Annotated in this window: 14 protein-coding genes; 4 read left to right on the forward strand and 10 right to left on the reverse strand. The window is 52.8% G+C overall.

Translation table 11 applies throughout. The features are described from left to right. Positions 1 to 34: 34 nt before the first annotated feature. From BEQ56_06445 to BEQ56_06465, 5 genes are all read right to left on the reverse strand, one after another. A complete protein-coding gene (locus tag BEQ56_06445; protein AOH43148.1) occupies positions 35 to 2,149 on the reverse strand; it encodes an acetyl-CoA synthetase in 2,115 nt (704 codons plus the stop codon). A 340-nt stretch (positions 2,150 to 2,489) separates the two neighbouring features. Continuing rightward, a complete protein-coding gene (locus BEQ56_06450; GenBank protein ID AOH43149.1) occupies positions 2,490 to 4,358 on the reverse strand; it encodes a molecular chaperone HtpG in 1,869 nt (622 codons plus the stop codon). Between the two features lie 279 nt (positions 4,359 to 4,637). Next, positions 4,638 to 5,666, reverse strand: coding sequence for a putrescine carbamoyltransferase (locus tag BEQ56_06455; protein ID AOH43150.1), 1,029 nt, complete (start codon positions 5,664 to 5,666; stop codon positions 4,638 to 4,640). A 41-nt stretch (positions 5,667 to 5,707) separates the two neighbouring features. Beyond that, positions 5,708 to 6,823 carry an agmatine deiminase gene (locus BEQ56_06460; GenBank protein AOH43151.1) on the reverse strand — a complete coding sequence of 372 codons (1,116 nt, stop codon included), beginning with the start codon at positions 6,821 to 6,823 and terminating at the stop codon, positions 5,708 to 5,710. A 51-nt stretch (positions 6,824 to 6,874) separates the two neighbouring features. Then, entirely contained in the window at positions 6,875 to 8,281 is a 1,407-nt protein-coding gene (locus BEQ56_06465) for an amino acid:proton antiporter (protein AOH43152.1), read from the reverse strand. A gap of 314 nt (positions 8,282 to 8,595) precedes the next feature. Here BEQ56_06465 and BEQ56_06470 point away from each other — a divergent pair, with 314 nt between their 5' ends. Further along, the gene (locus BEQ56_06470; protein ID AOH43153.1) at positions 8,596 to 9,747 is read left to right on the forward strand and encodes a hypothetical protein; all 1,152 of its coding nucleotides are present in this window, start codon (positions 8,596 to 8,598) and stop codon (positions 9,745 to 9,747) included. A gap of 23 nt (positions 9,748 to 9,770) precedes the next feature. On the opposite strand, the gene BEQ56_06475 is transcribed toward BEQ56_06470, so the two are convergent. The 4 genes from BEQ56_06475 to BEQ56_06490 form a co-directional block, all read right to left on the reverse strand. Then, a complete protein-coding gene (locus BEQ56_06475) occupies positions 9,771 to 11,282 on the reverse strand; it encodes a sucrose-6-phosphate hydrolase (GenBank protein ID AOH43154.1) in 1,512 nt (503 codons plus the stop codon). A 122-nt stretch (positions 11,283 to 11,404) separates the two neighbouring features. Further along, the gene (locus tag BEQ56_06480; protein AOH44437.1) at positions 11,405 to 13,075 is read right to left on the reverse strand and encodes a sugar ABC transporter substrate-binding protein; all 1,671 of its coding nucleotides are present in this window, start codon (positions 13,073 to 13,075) and stop codon (positions 11,405 to 11,407) included. A 71-nt stretch (positions 13,076 to 13,146) separates the two neighbouring features. Further along, positions 13,147 to 14,073 carry a sugar ABC transporter permease gene (locus BEQ56_06485; protein ID AOH43155.1) on the reverse strand — a complete coding sequence of 309 codons (927 nt, stop codon included), beginning with the start codon at positions 14,071 to 14,073 and terminating at the stop codon, positions 13,147 to 13,149. A gap of 11 nt (positions 14,074 to 14,084) precedes the next feature. Further along, on the reverse strand, positions 14,085 to 15,029 hold the full coding sequence (locus BEQ56_06490) for a sugar ABC transporter permease (GenBank protein ID AOH43156.1): 945 nt from the start codon (positions 15,027 to 15,029) through the stop codon (positions 14,085 to 14,087). 337 nt (positions 15,030 to 15,366) lie between these two features. Between BEQ56_06490 and BEQ56_06495 the strand changes: the two genes are divergently transcribed. Genes BEQ56_06495 through BEQ56_06505 form a run of 3 tightly spaced genes read left to right on the forward strand, consistent with a single transcriptional unit; the run spans position 15,367 to position 17,827 of the window. Next, positions 15,367 to 16,404, forward strand: a complete 1,038-nt coding sequence (locus tag BEQ56_06495) for a transcriptional regulator (GenBank protein ID AOH43157.1) — start codon at positions 15,367 to 15,369, stop codon at positions 16,402 to 16,404. After that, entirely contained in the window at positions 16,379 to 17,026 is a 648-nt protein-coding gene (locus tag BEQ56_06500) for a hypothetical protein (protein AOH43158.1), read from the forward strand. The genes BEQ56_06495 and BEQ56_06500 overlap by 26 nt, the downstream gene beginning before the upstream one ends. 6 nt (positions 17,027 to 17,032) lie before the next feature. Further along, the gene (locus tag BEQ56_06505; protein AOH43159.1) at positions 17,033 to 17,827 is read left to right on the forward strand and encodes a hypothetical protein; all 795 of its coding nucleotides are present in this window, start codon (positions 17,033 to 17,035) and stop codon (positions 17,825 to 17,827) included. A gap of 59 nt (positions 17,828 to 17,886) precedes the next feature. Here BEQ56_06505 and BEQ56_06510 read toward each other — a convergent pair whose 3' ends face one another. Then, positions 17,887 to 18,786: a radical SAM mobile pair protein B gene (locus tag BEQ56_06510; GenBank protein AOH43160.1), complete on the reverse strand. Its 900-nt coding sequence runs from the start codon at positions 18,784 to 18,786 to the stop codon at positions 17,887 to 17,889. Positions 18,787 to 18,809: the final 23 nt, after the last annotated feature.

Consider the following 18,809-nt stretch of genomic DNA (forward strand, 5'->3'; position numbering starts at 1 on the left):
GTTTGGTATTGTAACGAAGGTAAAAGCGGGCGCGTTATTTCAGGATGATCCGCGCGTCAACAACTTTCAAGCCCTTCCCGTCTTCGTAGACCATGACCGGATTGGCGTCTGATTCGGCGATCTCGTCTTTCAAATCAAGAATCATCTGCGAATAGCGGGAAATCGTCGTCGCCATGGCTTCGCGGTCCCGCGGCGCTTCTCCGCGCGCGCCGGCGAGAATCTTGGCGCCGCGAATCGCAGACTGCATTTTCAGCGCGTCGGAATGCGACACGGGGGAAACGGCAAATGTAACGTCTTTCAGAACCTCGACGAAGATCCCGCCCAACCCGAACATGACGGTCGGGCCGAACGCAGAATCGTTGACAGAGCCGAGGATGACTTCCGTTCCGAGGTTTTCCATCTTCTGGACGCAGACACCGAGGATTCGGGCGTCGGCCTTGTACGCTTTGGCATTAGCGAGGATCGTGCTGTATGCCTCGCGAACCATCGCGTCGTCTTTGATATTGACTTTGACGCCCTTGGCGTCGGATTTGTGGAGGATGTCGGGGGAGACGATCTTCATAACGACCGGATAACCGATTTCGTTCGCGAGCTTGACAGCTTCGTCTTCCGACGCCGCCAGTTCCGTTCGCGCAACCGGCATTCCGTATAACCCGAACAGCTTTTTGGCTTCGACTTCGGTCAGCGCATTACGGCCGTCTTTTCGGGCGGCAGCGATAATCGCGTCGACGGCGGCGCGATCGACCTGGATCGGCTGATCTTCGCTCTTGGTCGCTCTCTCTGCCATCATGCGTCCATATTTCCGCAGTCCGGCAATCGCCGCAATCGCGCGGTCCGGATCGTCATACGCCGGGATCCCTTTCTCCATCAGCCAACGCATCGCCTCGGCGCAGCGTTCGCCGCCAACGAAGGAAACGGTGATCGGTTTCGTCTTGATCGCGTCGCCGGCGCTTTGGCTCGCTTCATAGATACCCTGCGCGATCTCCATCGGGTTTGTCACCGCGGTTTCGCAGTAAAGAACGCTCAGACCATGAACCCAGTCCTGCGGCAGGCCGAACGCGATACATTTCTTATAGCCTTCCAGTCCCGCGCCGCCGGTAATATCAACCGGGTTCCTGGCGGATCCGAAATCGGGCATGTAGTCCTTGAAAGCGGCCTGGAGGTCGGGCGGCGTGAATTTCAGCGGGATGCCATGCCGTTCGGCGGAATCGGTTGCCAATACGCCAACGCCGCCGCCGTTCGTGATAATCAGGAGGTTATCCCCAAGCATCGGCGGCTGAAGCTCGAACGCCTGGGTCAGATCGAAGAGATTATTCAGGCTGGAGGCTTGGATAACGCCGGCCTGCTCGAACGCATTGCCGTAAACGGCGGCTGCGCCGGCGAGGGAACCGGTATGCGAAGCGGCCGCGGCTGCGCCATGCGCAGAAACGCCGGATTTCAGCGCGATGACCGGCTTCTTTGACCTGCGGCAGACTTCCATAAATCGCCGTCCGTCTTTGAGGCCTTCAATGTAGAGAGAAATGCAGTTGACCGCCGGATCGTCCTGGAGCCAGTCGATAATATCGGCGAAATCGACGTCCGCCATGTTCCCGAGCGAAATCAGCTTGTCAAAGCCGACGCCGCGCAGGTAGGTTCCCATGTCCAACGCGATCAGCAGCGCGCCGGACTGGCTGATCAGCGATCCGGATCCGTCGAGCGGAAGCATCGTTGCGAACGAAGCGTTGCATTTATCCGAGTTGGAGAGCGTCCCGATAATATTCGGGCCGAGCATGCGCATCCCGTATTTATGCGCGGTTTCAACGAGCTTTTTTTCAGTTTCATGGTCGCCGACTTCGCCGAATCCGGACGTGATGACGCTGACGCCTTTGACGCCGGCCTTTCCGCATTCCTCGACCGCTGCTGGGACCAGCTTGGCGGGGATCGTTACGACCGCCAGGTCGACCTTGTCTTTAAGATCCAGAATGGATTTGTACGCTTTTACGCCCTGTATCTCATCCAATTTTAAATTGATCGGGTAAATATCGCCTTCATATTTCCCGTTCAGCAAAGCCTGAACGACGGAATAGCCGATCTTCCCGGGGGTGGCGGACGCGCCGATGACAGCTACGCTTTCAGGTCGAAAAAGACCGTCCAAAACTACATTGTTCACTTTTTACCTCTCTTGAAATAGTTTTTTGTCGCTCGAGAACCCGCCGCCTTTTTACGATTCCGATCCAAAAAAGATCCGTAATTCAAGCCGGAACAGCTTTTGGCTTGACGACGCGATGAGATAGACGAGCTATCCAAAACGGATATGCGTCAGACAGGGGTAAGTATATCACAGGCAGCGTTTTTTTACTATAGATTTTAATTGTCAATATAAATTTCGATGATTGTATGCGCGCGCCTGGACCGGTCAACGGCGTATTCGGATCGAGCGTTTCAGCGTAAAAAAAGACGTTACACCATGAGCGCCGGGGTAACGTCTTTTGGCCTTTGAAAAGCGCCGCTTATTTCAGGAGCTTGATCAGGAGCGACTGGATTCGGCTGACCATTTCGGCCTGATCGAGCTCGTCGCCGTCCATGATCCGTGCGTTGTCGTAGATTTGCCGGATGATCTCCGCCGCGAGCGTTTCGTCCTCCAGCTTCATGACCTTCTGGATCAGCGCGTGGTTCGGATTGATCTCCAGGACTTTCTTCGTCTCGGGAATATCCTGACGCATTAAGTGATACATTTTTTGCATTTCAGGCGAAATCGCGCCGGCGGCGTTGACGAGGCGCGCCGGGGAGCTGACGAGACGGTTCGTTTCGCGGACCGATTCGACGGCGCCGCCAAGAACGGCGCTGAATTTTTCGGTCTGGGGCGTCGGCGTCTCGGCGGATTTTTTGTCTTCGTTTTCGTTCGCGTCCTTTTCGTTTTCCGCTTCCGTTTCCGCTTTTTCTTTTTCGTCCTCCCTGGCGACGGCGGCGTTAACGAACTGCTTTTCCTTGAATTCGCCTAACTGCGTGACGACGAAGGGATCGAACGGCTCGGGCATGAGCAGAACGTCGACGCCCTGTTCTTTCAGGAGCTCGAGATGCGGGCTCATGCGCAGCGTCTCGATATTTTCCCCGATCAGGTAGAAGATCTTTTTCTGGTCCTCTTTCATTTCGGACGCGTAGGTATCGAGGGAAACGTATTCGTCGCCATGATTCAGCGTCCGGTAACGGAGGAGCGGCACGAGCGCGTCTTTCGCGTCGGGTTCTGTGACGATTCCTTCGCAGATAAACGCGCTGAAATTCTTCCAGAACTTCGCATAGGTCTCGGGATCGTCGCTGCCCATTTTCTTGAGCATGTCCGTAACTTTTCCGGTCAGGATCTTTTTCAGCGTCAGGATCACGCGATTTGCCTGCATCGTCTCGCGGGTCACGTTCAGCGGGATATCCTCGGAATCGATGACGCCCTGAATAAAGCGGTAGTAGCGAGGGAGAAGATCGGTGCAGTAGTCCTGGATCAGGACCTTCCGGGCGTAAAGCTGGAGACCGTCCTCCTGACGCAGCGCGAACATCGTCCGTTCAGGCTTCGACGGAACGTAAAGGAGCGCGTACATCTGGAACGGGGCGTCGATGGAGAGATGCTGCTTCGCGAGCGGTTTCTCGAAATCCATCGTGAACGATTGATAAAATTTTTCGTAGTCTTCCTGCGTGACTTCGCTGGCCGGCTTTCGCCAGAGCGTTCCGTCGGCGTTCGCGCGCTCGCTTCCGTCGCCGATATAGATCGGATACGGGATGTAATTCGAGTGCTTGCGGACAATTTCGCGGAGCTTGAAATCGTCGGTATATTCGAGCGCGTCGTCTTTCAGGTGAATAATAATTTCAGTTCCGCGCGACGTTTTAACGCTAGACTCGATCGTGAAGACGCCGCTTCCCGTCGAGGACCATTTGACCGCCTCTTCGCCGGGACGGTATGACCTGGAAATGACGTCGATCGATTCGGCGACCATGAAGGCGGCGTAGAAGCCGACGCCGAACTGGCCGATGAGGTCGCTGACCGCGCCGGCGCCCTGATCCTTCGTCGCTTCGAGGAAGCTGCGCGCTCCGGACCTCGCGATCGTCCCCAGGTTCTCTTCGATTTCCTCCGCGTTCATTCCGATCCCGTTGTCGGTAATGATGAGCGTTTTGGCGTCCTTGCTGCCGCGGATCCGGATCGCCGGTTCCGCGTCCGCGTCGACGACGTCATGATTCGTCAGCATTTCGAAGTTTAGCCGGGTAATCGCGTCGGAAGCGTTGGAAATAATTTCGCGCAGGAATACGTCCCGGTCGGAATACAGCGAGTTGATCAGGATGTCCAGGAGTTGTTTGGTTTCGGCTTTGAAGGGTTTTTGATTGCTTGTCGTCATGTTGCTTGCCTCGTTTTCGTTTGATAACTATGGCTATTATACAGGCATGGGGTTGATATTTTATTAACATGGGCGGGTTCTTATAAAAGATTAATCATTCAGGCGCTGACTTAAGAAAGTCGCCAGTGAATGAGATTATGAGATGGGTTAAATTCGCATATCCTTTAAGAAGAGCGCTGCTTGCGGGCAGCAAGGCGCTTGGACGCCGGGCGATCAGAAAAAAACAACGGGGCCCATTCTTCATCGAGCGGGCCCCGCGTCATCATAAAAAATTCAGCTTCAGATCATGCCTCGATCCGCCATGAAACGGTCGAGGTCTTCTTTCGCCGCGGCGATCCTGAGTTCGGACGCGGCCTGCTCGCGCTGATACTGCGTCAGGTAGACGAGCAGCCCGCGCATGGCGGTCAGGCGGTTCCCGGCCTGAACCCAGCAAAGCGACGATTCGGAGTCGGCGACTTCGTCGGTGACGTCTTCGCCGCGCGTCGCCGGAAGGCAGTGCATGAATTTGCAGCCGATATTTCCGAGCTGCATCAGATCCCGGTTGACCTGATAATCCTTGAAAGTCCGGACGCGTTCTTCCTTCGGCGTTTCCGCTTCGTAAAGCCCGTACCAGACGTCGGTATAGATGAAATCCGCGCCTTTGACGCTGTCGCGCCGGTCGGTGACTTCCCAGCTTCCGCCTGAAGCTTTGCAGTTGGCTTCCATGATCGCTTTATGCTGTTCGAGAAGCTGGTTGGATTTCGGCCCATAATGAACGAACCGCATTCCGAGCTTGGTCGTGATAAAGCCTAACGACGCGCAGACCTGCGTTCCGTCGCCGACGAAAACGACCTTGACGTCTTCGAGCTTTTTCCCGCGCGGAAGATTCTCGACAATCGTACAAAGGTCGCCGATTTCCTGCGTCGGGTGGTTGTAATCCGACATGCCGTTCAGGACAGGGATCGTACAGGCTTCGGCGAGATCGACGACGGTCTGATGCGTAATAACGCGCGCCATGACGATATCGACGAGCTGCGAAAGGACGCGGCCGGTATCGCCGATCGTTTCATGGCCGCCGAGCTGGATCATGCCCGGACCGAGGTACTGCGCGTGGCCGCCCATCTGGCCCATCGCCGTCTGGAACGAGACGCGCGTCCGCGTCGACGACTGCTGGAAGATCATGCCCAGCGTTTTATCTTTCATCAGCGGCGGATAATAGCCGGCGCTGATGCATTTCTTGATGGTCAGCGACAGGTCGATGATGTCCAGCAGCTCCTGCTTGCTGAAATTGGCGGTGTCGATAAAATGACGAAGATGATATTGATTCATAGTTGGTTCTCCTGCGGTCCGGAGCTGCCGGGCGCGCGAAATTATTTCTTAACCGACGGCTGCTGCTGCGTGATGCAGTGGATATTTCCGCCGCCGAACGCGACTTCTTCGGTCCGGACCGGTTCGATAACGTAGCCGGGGAACATGGCCTGAACCTGCTCAACGGCGAGCGCGTCGTTCTCGTCGCCATACTGGGGCATGATGATCGCGTTGTTCGTGATCAGGAAGTTCATGTATGAAGCGATCGAGATTTCGCCTTCTTCGCGCGGAATCGCGCCGGTCGCCGTGTCGATCGTATCGGCGCCGATCAGGCGGCAGGGCTTCCGGGTCAGGCAGAGTTTATGGACCTTGAGCTTTCGTCCCTTGGCGTCCGTCGCTTCGCAGAGCGTCTTATAAGCGGCCTGTGCCTGCTCATAGAACGGATGGTCTTTGTCGTCGGTATAGATACAGGCGACTTCGCCGGGGCGGACGAAGCAGGCGACATCGTCGATATGTCCGTTGGTTTCGGCGGGGTCGATTCCGTCCTTGATCCAGATAATTTTGTCGAGGTTCAGGTATTCCACGAGCTTTTCTTCGATTTCCTCGCGGCTCATGTCCGGGAAGTTCCGGCCTGAATCCGGATTCAGCAGGCACATTTCCGTCGACAGGAGCGTTCCTTCGCCGTCGACATGGATCGAACCGCCTTCGAGGATGAAGCCGTCGGTCCGATAGGAATCGATTCCCTGCAGGTCGCAGATCTTCTGCGCCATGGCGTCGTCGTTCGCCCAGGGGAAGTACAGCCCGTCGACCAGTCCGCCCCATGCGTTGAATTCCCAATCGCAGCCGCGGATTTCGCCGGTTTTATCGTTGACGACGAACGTCGGACCGCAGTCGCGGACCCAGGAATCGTCGCTGGAACATTCGACAACGCGGATATCTTCGGGAAGACGCGCCCTTGCGTTGGCGTATTGGGCGTTGCTGACGAGCATCGTGACCGGCGTATGCTTCGCGATCGCTTTCGCAACTTCTGTGAACGCTTTCTGTGCCGGTTTCGCGCCGTTGCGCCAGTTGTCCGGCCGCTCCGGCCAGATCATGAAGACGTGGTCCTGCGGTTCGAACTCTCCGGGCATGCGGAAGCCGTCCTGTTTCGGTGTCGAGTCATAGATACGTTTTGCCATTTTGATATTCCTCCTGAAATTTATGGTTTTATAGTTTATTGTTGCTTGTTTTCAGCTCGCCAATCGATCGGAATCGGTCCGATTGACGTTGCTTTCTTTCCGTTCGCGAAGCCCGATCAGGACTTCGCCGAAGATGATACTGATAATCGCGCCGATCGTAATCGGAAGAACCGTCGCGAGCGTCGCCGAATCGAAGGACAGCGGGACCGCGGTAAAGAAGATCGAAATCGCGATCAGGACGATCGGAACGTACGCCATGAGCTTCAGCATAACCGGACCGCCGGGAACCTTAATCGGGCGTTCGGTATCGGGATCCGTTTCCCGGAGCTTCAGGAACGCCGGGAATACCGGAACGTAGCTTAGCAGCAGCAGGACAAGGTTGAGCGCGAAGAAGCTCCAGAAAAGCTGTGAATCCGGCGCGACGATATTAACGATGACGCCCAGGAGGATGACGCCGGAGGCGACGATCCCGTTCATGAGCGCCGAGCCAATCGGCATGTCATTCTTACTCCAGCGCCTGGTAAAGAATTTCGGCATGTCGCCGTTATCCGCGGCGTAGGCGGCGGTCGAGTTGACGCCCATCGACCAGGAAATCATGTTGCCGAAGAGAGTTACGAGGAAAAGCAGCGCGACTAAGCTGATAAAAATCCCGGTTTCAGTTCCGCTGATCAGCATGACGGCGTCAAGCAATCCGGAATCGACGCTGATTTCCGAAGTTGGGATCGCCGCGCCGATGCCTGATCCGCCGATGAGGTAGATCGCCGCGATGGCGAGCCCGCCGATGACGATCGCCTGAGGAATCTGCTTCTTCGGATTCTGCATGTCTTCGGAGAAGGTGCAGATGACTTCGAAGCCGAGCATGTTAAAGATAATGACGGAAATGTACGAAAGACTGTCGAGATTGAAGCTGGGGAGGAACGAACCGAGAGACATGTCGTTCGCGAATCCGTTTTTCAGTCCGAAGTAGAGACCCATTCCGCCGACCAGCAGCGCTAAGACGACCTTGATAACCGCGCTGACGTTCAGGATCACGATATTATCGCAGACAGGGTAAAAAGCGATCAACGTCACGATCCAGACGAAGGCTAACTGAATCAGGGCGCTCGGGATAATCCCGATTTCGATTCCGGTCGCGATCGTAATCAGCTCGGGGCACATCACCGCCAACGATGCCATCCATAGCGGGAAGTTCAGCCAGTACCACCAGGACGCGCGCGCTCCCCAGCGGGTCCCGGGGAAGGCTTGATGGATCCAGTCGTAGAGTCCGCCTTCGCCCTGATACGTCGTTCCTAACTCTGACGAAATTAAACCGTACGGTAAAAGGAAAGCGATAATCATGAAGAGCCACCAGAAAAACTGGCTGTTCCCGATCGCGGCGACGGGAGCCGCCGCTTCGGCAACGAAGACAACGCAAATCACGGAGAGAATGACGCTGCCCAAATTGAATTTTTTATTCATTGAAGAATTCCTTTCTGTTTTTTATTTTCCGCCTTGTCGAAAGGCGGTTCGCTGCTGAATTCTCGTTTCCTGCTGTTGTAAAAGTTCTGCTCGGGATAGCAATGCGTCTGGTCGTGAAAGACGTTGCTTTCACCTGACCGAGAGGATATCATTCTTCCAATCGGTTGGCAATTTCATCCGGCTAAACTTCCGGTAGATTTTTATTGGACCTTCGGGTTTATTTTTTCTGAAGCGACTAAACCTGATGAAGTCAGTTCAAAACGAGAATCAGTACAGACAGCAGCTTCGCTGGATTTTGTGTCAGATTGGCATAAATGCCTGAATTCTGGGCGGTTTGGGATGGAAATCTGATAGAATTCAAAAAAATGTCGGTTGGAAAGACGTGCCCCTTCCGGCGGGGAGAACATACGCGGATGATTGATCCGACGCTGTCTTTTGTTTATAACGTTATTCAGATTGTCGTTTACGCTTCGGTTATTTCGATCGGTATCAGCCTGAAAATCAGCAGGAATTCTAAAACGGCTGGTCCGATCGTCGGGTTGTTCCTTTTCATTCTGGCGGATTCCGTGGTTATTTTCATGACCGAATTTCTGCCGGATTTCATGCAGTGGTATGAGGTTAATTTTATCCGGACGCCTTCTCTGAAAATGCTGATCTTTTTAGGAACCGGGTTCTTTATGTTGCTCTGCTGGAGCTCGGCGACCGGGTCGGTTTTTACCGGCGGGCAGGGACTGCTGCTTTTTGGGTTCGGATTATGGCTGATTTTTGTTCCGTTGCTGCTGGACGGAGCGGTCGAATCGTTCCTTTTCTTTTCAGGCTATCAGGTTTTCTGTATCTGCGTATCGATTTACGCGCTCTGGAAAATCCGGAAGCTCGATCCTTCCCGGCTCCAGCTTCCCGCTCAATGGATCTGGACGTTCCTGATTGTCACGGTTGTTTTCTGCGTGCTGATTATGGCTGAGGATAATTGCGTTATATTTTATATAGATAATTATGACTTAATGAAAGGGGATCTGAATATCTATTATCGGAGCGTGAGCGAGGATTTGCTTCGGTTCGTTTACAGCGGGCTTATTCTTTCTTTATTTATTGACCAGCTCCGGCGCGGCGAAACGAAGCGTACGGTGGGAGCGGCTTCTTACGCGGGCGAAGCCGTCTGCCCGGCGGCTGCCTTGTCTACGTCGGAAGCGGATTCGGAAAGCGGACCGGTTCGGACGCCGGCAGAGTATAAACGCATGAAGTTCGCGCGGATACTGACGCTGACCGAACGGGAGGAAGAGGTTTTGACGCTGCTGATCGACGGGCGGAGTAATCAGGATATCAGCGGCGCGCTCCATATTTCGGTCGGAACCGTCAAGGCGCATGTCCATGGGATTTATCGGAAAGCGAAAATTACGCATCGTTACGAGCTGAGGACGTTATACGAAGCGTTCGATCCGGAGGAGTCGGACGAGCCGGGCTTATAATTTAATTTCGCGGTTCTGGCGCTTTAAATCGTTTCGGTTTTCAGGAGATCGTATTTCTCGACGCTCAGCCGCACGCTTGAATCACAATGAAACGAAATCCGATCCGCATCCTGCTCCGTGAACAGCGTCATGGACAGAACCTGTTCGCCGCCGTTGACGAAAATTTCCGCGCTGAAGCGGTCTAAGATAAGACGCAGCCTGATTTTTCCATGGTCATGGTTCACCCGTGCGGAACGCTGATGAACGAATCCCCGTCGCGAGCCGGAAAAGGTCCGATCGATCGTCAAGCGGGATTTTTCCGGATTGAACCGGACGAAAGAAAAGCGGGTCTCTTTTTCAGCGCTGTTCTGGGCAAAAAAGACGGTGAATTCTTCGAATAATTGATCCGGGGATTCCGGCTCGATTTCAAGATCGAGGTCGATCTGACGTCCGCGGACCCCTGGCAGCTCTATCGTGTTTTTGAAGAGAATATCTTTTTGGATAATTGGATTTCGGCGAAGGGACGTTATTTCGCGAACTGGCTTTTGAATCAGCTTCCCGTTTACGACGGATAGTTCACGCGGCAAACTTGTCTGGCCGAACCAGGGCAGGTCAGGCATTTGAACATGGATCGTGTCCCAGTTCTGCATCCATCCGATCATGATGCGCCGTCCGTCCGGCGAAAGAACGGTTTGCGGCGCGTAAAAATCGATTCCCTGGTCGACGGGTTGATGACTTTTTTCATCGAAGGATTGAGCTTCCGCGTCGTAATCGCCCAATAAACAGACTGTTCCATTACCGTTATAATAGACTTCTTCAAGTGGAATCATATCCTGAGGACTGATTAGAAGAACCTGCGTTCCGTCCAGCTCGAACAGGTCAGGACATTCCCACATTTTGCCGAATCTTCCGTTGTTGCGGACCAGCGTTTTCTCGAATTTCCATCTTATCCCGTCAGGGCTTGAAAAAAGCAGCAGGTGTCCGTCCTGTTCCGTTATCGTGCAGGCGGCGATAAGGCTGCGAAAGGATCCGTCTTCAGCCCGCCAGATTTTAGGATCGCGGAAATCGTACCGACTGTAGATAGCCGGAATGTTTTCGTGCGTAAGTACCGGATTGGCGGGATATTTTTTGTAGCTTTCTCCGTCCCCGAAGGCGATGCATTGCGATTGAACCTCCCGTTTTTTTCCAGAGGGAAGGAATTCATTCGCGACGCCGGTATACATGAGCATATGTCTCCCGTCGGGAAGACCAATCGCCGTGCCTGAAAAGCAGCCGTCGCGATCGGCGTTGCAGTCGGGCGCCAAGGCTACCGGCCGGTATTGCCAATGAAGAAGGTCGTCGGTGACCGCGTGTCCCCAGTACATAGGCCCCCACGTGCAGGAATAGGGATAGTACTGAAAGAATAGGTGAAATCGATCTTTATAGTAGGAAAAACCGTTCGGATCGTTCATCCAACCGATTCGCGCGGTCAGATGGAACCCCGGGCGTTTTTCTTCCGGAACCGTTGTTCCCATGATTTCTTCATATCTTTCTGCGTCTCTCAGGATCTTGCTCAAGTGGGGGCCCCTTTTCTTTGAATGTTTTTATTTATCTGTGTTCCGGAGCGAGACGAACTGGCTTTTTCAGCGCCGATTCCCATCCGGAAAATGGATGGGAATCGTAGAAAATGGAGCGGAATCTAATTCGCTTCTTTTTGGGATTGGACGCTGACATAACGATCGTACGCTGCCTGATACACCTCAGTCAGTTTTTCGATCCCGCAGCTTTCAACCAGAATATTTTTGTATGCGTTCCATTGCTCATCGGTCGGTCCGCCGTCGCGGAGCCAGAGCCCTTCGTTTTCAGCAACCGTATTTTCGAAGTCGGTCTTATACTGATCGATAATATCGAGCTCCTCTTCCGTGAAGACGGCGTCGATCGGGTAAGTAATCGGGTTGGATACGAATGGCATCCAGAAATTATAAAGGTCTTCCAGGCGTTCAACCGCGCGATCTTCCATTTTGAATGTCGTTTGGTAATAATCGCTCAGGATCAATTTCGGTCCGGAGACTTCGAGTTCATTTTTTAATTCTCCCGCGCTCTTTCCGTATTTTTTCCGGCTTTCTTCGTCTGTGATACTGAGCCATACGCCGTTTTCGTCTTTGCCGGTAAAGAACGTATCGATCGGACCGTATTGAAGCTGCATAACGATTTCCGGCTCGTACCAGCGATCATAGAATTTCAGGAGGTTAGCCGGGCTTTTCGCCGCGCTCGTGATGCTCAAGCTGCCGCTGGATGTCCCGCCGCCAGTTCGGACCGTGACGTTATGCGTACCGCTGGGTCCGTCCAGAACCGGAAGGAAAACGTAGTCTTTCGAATATTCGCCCATTAATTCTTCAATATACCACCAGGTTGAAACTCCGACGTAACCCTGTGACGTTTTCGCCATGAGTTGGGTATGATCCTGACTGAACATTTCGGGGTCGATCAGACTCTCAGCGAACCACTCATGAAAGTAAGTCAGCGCGGCGCGATAATTATCCGAAACGCTGACGAATTCAACTTTTCCGTCGGGATTCAGAATGAGATCATTTATGACGTCGTTTGGCCAGTTCGTGAAGCCGAAACCGGCGTAGAAAATATTTTGTCCCCAGCACCATTCGTCAAAACCAACGCTCAGCGGGATCGTCGTTCCGGCTTCATGCCCATAATACTTCGCGCTCATGTCGTTTTCTTTAAAGGCGACGAGAACGTCATGAAGTTCGTCAAGGGTCGTCGGGATATCCAATCCAAGATCATCCAGCCAGGCTTTATTGATCATGCTGAATTGCGGAATTGTGAAGATACTGTAGTCCTCGTCTTTTCCGATGCCTTTTGTTCCCATCCGTTCAGCGGACGGCAGCCCGTATATATTCCCGTCATTCATGGTTATGGCAGCGTGAATATCCGGGTTTTCAGCAAGGATTCGCGTTAAATTTGGCATGATTTCCGCCGTCATGTACGGCGTCAGGTCGATAAACGTTCCGTCCCTTCCATAACGGGCAAGGTCGTAATTACTAAATCCGACGCCCATGAACGCGTCGGGAAGCTCTCCGCCGGCGATACGGATGTTGACTTGTTCGCCTACTGAATCGCTTATCGTATTCCATGTTATTTTGACGCCGGTTTCTTCCATTAATTGATTCAGGACGACGTTATCGGTGTATCCGTGGCTGAGGGCGCTCATGCCGCCCATGATCTCGAACTCGGTTTGGCTATTGTCTGTATTTAACGCTTCCGGATTATCGGCGTCTTCCTTCGTCCCGCCGCAAGCGGTCATGAACAGCGCGGATAAAGCGAACAGGACGACGGTGTATAGAAATCTTTTTATATTTAACGGTTTCATATGGTTCTTCCTTTCATCAAGAATCCTGTTGAATAACGTTTTTGGCTTGGCGGCGATTAACCTTTAATCGCGCCTGCCATAAATCCTCTTTCAAAATATTTCTGTACAAAAGGATAAAAAATCAGCATCGGAGCGGCCGCGACGATGATCGACGCAAACTTGATCAGTTCTGTGATTTTGTTCAGCTCTGCGAATCCGCCGGAAATCGTACTTGCCTGCGACGCGGTCGCGGAACTTCGGATCAGGATCCCGCGCAGCACCAGCGGAAGCGGAGCTTTTTCAACGCCGGGAAGATAGATCATCGCCGTAAACCAATCGTTCCAATACGCAACCATGGAGAAAACGACCATAACCGCCATAATCGGGCGGCTCAGGGGCAAGACGATATTTGTGAACGTTATCCATTTCGAAGCGCCGTCAATTTCGGCGGCTTCGACGATTTCGCGCGGAATGCTGTTATCAAAGAAGTTCCGGACGATGATCATGTTCCCGACCGCTACGCCGCCGGGAATAAACAGCGCCCACATATTATTCATCAGCCCGGTTTGGCGGACGACTAAATATGTGGGGATCAGTCCGCCGCCGAAATACATTGTGATGATGAAAAAAATATTAAAGAATTTTCTTCCCGGCAGGTCTTTCGAGGCTGTCTGGCTCAGCGGATAGGCGGTCAGAAAGAGAATCGTAACGGAGAAAAAGGTCCCGATAATCGTATACTTGATGCTATTAAGATAGCCGGTAACGATGCTGTTTTCGGCGAAAACTGCCTGATATCCGGTCCAGGTGAGTTCGCTTGGAATGAGAAAGGTTTTCCCGGCGTAAACGTCGTAAGGGTTGGAAACGGACGCTATCAGGACATAGTAGAGAGGATACGCAACCAGCAGTACAATAATTGTACAGATTACGATCAGGATAATATCGCTGGCCCGATCCGATAACCCGGACGGTACGCGTGAGGACGAGCTTGAAGCGGCTTGGTTCATTTCGGGCTCCTTTATACGAATCTAACGTTGTCGGACATTCTGGACGCAACCCGATTGACGACGATCAGTAGGATGATATTCGCAACCGTATTGAAAAGGCCGACTGCTGTCGAGTAGCTGTATTTTGCGTTTTCGATCCCTTGCTGATAAACGTAGACTGAAATAACGTCGCTGGTCGCTTTATTCAGGTTTGTCTGGAGTAGCCAGACTTTTTCAAATCCGACGTTCATTAAGCTTCCTGCGCTCATGATCAGCATGAGCATAATCGTTGGCATCAACTCCGGAATATCGATATGTCTGATCCGCTGAAGGAGCGAAGCTCCGTCGATTTTGGCGGCTTCATATTGAGACACGTCGATGTTGGCCAATGTCGCCATGTAGACGATGATGCCCCAGCCGGCGTCCTGCCAGATTCCGGATGCGATATAGATTGTTCGGAATGCGGATGCGTGCGAGAGGTAATCGGTGTTTGATTGGGTGATAAGGTTGATCAGGCCTCCTGATGGGCTTAGAAAAATCCTGATCATACCGCAGATAACCATAATAGAAATGAAATGCGGCGCGTAAAGAATTGTCTGGATAATGCGCTGGAACCGCTTGAAGCGCAGCTGATTGATCATCAAAGCCAGAATAATTGGCACTGGAAATCCCCAGAGAAGACTGAAAAAGCTGAGGAGTACCGTATTCTTAAGCATTCGCCAGAAGTTCGGAGCTGTAAAAAAGCGCTCGAACCATTGAAGCCCGACCCACTTGCTGCCGAACATGCCGCGGCTCGCTGTATAGTCGCGAAACGCGATCTGGATCCCATACATGGGAATGTACTTATAGATAATTGTTATGGCGACCGGAATAATCAGCATCAGATACAGCTGCCAGTTGTCTAAGATTCGATAGAGAAGGACGCTGTTTTTCAGTTTGCCTTTTTTCCGATTTGCGATTGCGCCTGTCGGCTCCATGACCGCTCCTTTCGTCTGTTTGACTAAAAAATATTGATTGACGCGAGTTTTCACCGATTCCGTGAAACGTTACACTGTGTTGATTCAATCTTATCATATCCTGACCAGCCGTCAATTGATCTGAATCCCCGGGAGAGCAGGCTTGTGAATAGAAAATAAAGAAGCGGATATATGTCATTTATTTATATTACATTCATCCTGTCAGGATGCGTAGTTTAGCGGATGTCGTGAATCGTTTCATTTTATTTTGCGAGAGATCGTGAGTATAATTGAAGACAGGGCAGGCGGTTGTGGATCAGAAGGAGTGACGGGTATCTATGCTGTACGGGGCCAGGGAATGAAGCATTCGCAAAAAGCGCCGACGATGAAGGACGTGTCGATTGCGGCGCAGGTCTCTTTAGGGACGGTTTCAAAGGTTATTAACGGTATTCCAGTCGGCGAAGCCTATCGGAGAAAGGTGGTGGAGGCGATCGACAGGTTAGGCTACCAGGTTAATAACTATGCGCGTGGGATGCGGACGAATCGGACGTATTCCGTCGCGTTTCTGGTTCCAAATATCGTTTCTCCGTTTTTCGCTGCGCTGGCGAATCAGCTGAACCGCGTCCTGTTGAAACGGAACTACCGGATGCTGCTCTGCTGTACAGATTACAATGGCGCGTCAGAACAGGGATACATTCGAATGGCTCAGCAGCACAAAGTCGATGGAATTATCGGGCTGACGTATAACCCGGATCTGGTGATTGACGGGCAAACGCCTTTTGTATCCATCGACCGCATGATTCATCCGGGGATTTCTGTCGTCGCCAGCGATAATTTCGCCGGAGGCGAGCTGGCGGCCCGGAAGCTGTCTGAGCTGGGGTGTAAACGGGTTGCTTTTCTTCGGGTTGGTTCCAGCCTGCGAAATGAACCGAATAAACGGAAAGCTGGGTTCGAAAATGAGTGCAGAGAAATCGGGTTGCCTTTTGAAATGAAGATATTGACCGACGGCGAATCCTATGAAGCGTTCCGCGCTTTTCTGGCGGAACGGATCGCAGGCGGAAAGCTGGGGATTGACGGGATTTTTTGTGTAACCGATCGTTTAGCTTATATAATTATCGGAATGCTGAGAGAAATGGGGCTGCGGGTTCCCGAAGACGTTCAGGTCATCGGGTATGATGGCGCAAGGCGATTCGGTAATCTGGCGTATGAATGTTCGACGATCGTTCAGCCCGTCAATGAGATGGCGGAGATGTGCGTGGATTTGCTTCTGGATCGGCGGCACACTGAACGTCCTTCCTTAGTCTGTCTTCCTGTGACGTACGCTTATGGCGGGACGACGCGGGAAAAAATCGGTGAAGATCATGGAGAGATTGGAAAATTGGTGGACGTATCATAAGGGCTACGTTATCGTCGGAATGATCCTGCTCTGGATTCTGGCCGATTTGCTGCGGTCGGGCTGGAATGCGCGGATGGATGCGCCGGATTTTCAGGTCGCTTATGTTGGCGGGGCGCCGTTAGGGGACGATTTGATCAGGATGCTGGAGATGGCATTCGAGACGATCGCGCCGGATCGGAACGGCGACGGGAAGACGATTGTACGGATTCAATCGTATCTGTTGGAGACTCCGCGGGATCTCCCTGACGCAGCGTTGGCGCAACTGGCTGCGGATATTCGTTTGACAGCTGACATTGAATCGCAGGAAAGCGTGTTTTTTATGAGCGAGGATCTTGAGCGATTGCAGGCGAGTTACGGAATTCTGGAGACTGCGGATGGAACTTGCCCGGGCGCGAATGGAACGGCGGGTGCGGATCAGGTCCGTAGATTGTCAGTATTTTCGATATTGGAGCGGATCGCATTGATGGAAGAGGCGGGTTTCGCTGTACGGGACGTCCTGGAACCGTCCGCTCCGGAATTGTTCTATTCGTTGTCGATCGGGCGGCGCTGTTTTCATGGCATGGTTCCGGATGAAGATCTTGCCGCCGCGGATGAATTTTGGGATAACTTGACGGGAGCGTAAAGAACGATGGGCTGGTTTGATCGATTCGCGGTTCAAACGTCGTATCAGGCAGGTCGCCGTTTAACGGGAATTCTTCGTTATCGGGAGCTGACCGATCGGTATTTCGGCGCTTTTTTCAAGGCGAACCTGCTGACGATTTTCGGTTTTCTTCCGATGGGGATCGGGTTTCTGTTTGTTTCCGGGACTGGAAACCCGGCGTTGGTCCTGGCGGTTTTTATCGTCGGCGGCGGGATCGCGGCGCCGTTTTTAGCGGGCCTGTACGACGCGGTTTACCGTGCGCTGCGCGATGCGCCCGGGAGCTGGTTCGAGAATTATCGGAAGGCCTGGCGTCAGAACTGGCGTTCCTCGATCGTTCCCGGGATGGTATTCGGATTGCTGCTAGGTTCGTATAGCTTATCTGGAATGACGCTTCTCATGAGCCGGCAGAGTCTCTGGACGGTCGCCGTTATCTTTTTTTCGCTGATTTTATTCACGATGTTCTTCTCCGTATACTGGCCCCTGCTGGCGCTCATGGATCAGACGGTTTCGGTCGGGATTCAGAACTGCCTGATGTTCCTTTTGAAAGAGTTCTGGAAGGTTTTGGGAATTGCGCTTCTTCAAGCGGCGTACTGGATCGCAATCGTTCTTTTCTTTCCGCTGTCGCTGCTGACGCTTCCGATCCTGGGCTTCTGGTTCATCCTGTTTACCGCGAATTTCCTGATTTACGGAGCGATGAACGCTGTTTTTCGAATCGAAGAGCAGATCGCCGCGGTTTATCCTGAGCAGGCCGCCGATTATCGGCTGGATGGTCCGTTGCCATAAGATAAGGCGTAAAAGGGCAGGCCGAAATCCGTTTTTTTATGCTCCCAACGTCCGGACGTTCAGGGATATCGCCCATTTCTTTTCTTTGCGGACTTCCTGATTTCCTCATGATAGAAGAAGTTGACAAGGGTCGGCGGCGCGTCAAAGGATTTCTGCATGGAATCGTCATTCCGAACATATTCCAGACGGTTCTTTTTTGCGTATTCGCGGAGTGCGGCGTTGAGCGTTTCCCAATACAGACGACTTCCATGATTGTAGATTTCTTCATATAGAGGACTCAGTTCTGAATGACGCTTCCGGATATAGTCCAAAATTACGGGCTTGTAGCTTCCGCGCAGGTTCAGGTTTTCCAGCCAAACCAGGTTGCACTGGTCTTTGACGCGGTCGATAATCGCCTCGCAGTCGGTGATCCCCGGGAAAATTGGCGAAATGAAGCAGGTGGCGCGGATCCCCGCGTCGTGAAGTTTTTTCATCGCCGCGATTCTCCGCTTGATACTGACTCCCTGCTCCATATCGTCCTTAAAGTTCTCATCCAGCGTGTTAATGGAAAAGCCCACCCGTGCGTTCGGAAACGTCCTGATCAGGTCCATATCGCGCAGCACCAGGTCGGACTTGGTCTGGATACTCAGCTTTATGTCGACGCCCTGCAGCTGTTCCAGCAGGGACCGAGTGCGCCGGTACGTCTCCTCCTGCGGCAGGTATGGATCGGTGACGGAGCCGAAGAATAGTTCTTTGCCTGCGTACTTTTCCGGTTTGCTGATCTCTGGCCAGAACTTCACGTCCAGAAATTCGCCCCACGGTTCCGCATGACCGGTAAACCGCTTCATGAAACAGGCATAGCAATACTTACAGGCGTGGGTACAGCCTGTATAAGGGTTGACAGAATAATCGCTGACCGGAAGATTTGATTTTGTGACGACGCTTTTTACCTGGATTTCCCGGATGATCACTCCCGCCATCTTGTCCCCTTCCCGTCTACAGC

Source organism: Anaerolineaceae bacterium oral taxon 439, assembly GCA_001717545.1.
GTDB lineage: Bacteria > Chloroflexota > Anaerolineae > Anaerolineales > Anaerolineaceae > Flexilinea.

What these genes read in the sequence shown, in the direction of transcription:
- BEQ56_06495 (AOH43157.1), top strand. Translation starts at nt 15,367, where the DNA reads ATGAAGCATTCGCAAAAAGCGCCGACGATGAAGGACGTGTCGATTGCG.
- BEQ56_06485 (AOH43155.1), bottom strand. Translation starts at nt 14,073, where the DNA reads ATGAACCAAGCCGCTTCAAGCTCGTCCTCACGCGTACCGTCCGGGTTA.
- BEQ56_06465 (AOH43152.1), bottom strand. Translation starts at nt 8,281, where the DNA reads ATGAATAAAAAATTCAATTTGGGCAGCGTCATTCTCTCCGTGATTTGC.
- BEQ56_06450 (AOH43149.1), bottom strand. Translation starts at nt 4,358, where the DNA reads ATGACGACAAGCAATCAAAAACCCTTCAAAGCCGAAACCAAACAACTC.
- BEQ56_06460 (AOH43151.1), bottom strand. Translation starts at nt 6,823, where the DNA reads ATGGCAAAACGTATCTATGACTCGACACCGAAACAGGACGGCTTCCGC.
- BEQ56_06455 (AOH43150.1), bottom strand. Translation starts at nt 5,666, where the DNA reads ATGAATCAATATCATCTTCGTCATTTTATCGACACCGCCAATTTCAGC.
- BEQ56_06510 (AOH43160.1), bottom strand. Translation starts at nt 18,786, where the DNA reads ATGGCGGGAGTGATCATCCGGGAAATCCAGGTAAAAAGCGTCGTCACA.
- BEQ56_06470 (AOH43153.1), top strand. Translation starts at nt 8,596, where the DNA reads ATGCCTGAATTCTGGGCGGTTTGGGATGGAAATCTGATAGAATTCAAA.
- BEQ56_06505 (AOH43159.1), top strand. Translation starts at nt 17,033, where the DNA reads ATGGGCTGGTTTGATCGATTCGCGGTTCAAACGTCGTATCAGGCAGGT.
- BEQ56_06490 (AOH43156.1), bottom strand. Translation starts at nt 15,029, where the DNA reads ATGGAGCCGACAGGCGCAATCGCAAATCGGAAAAAAGGCAAACTGAAA.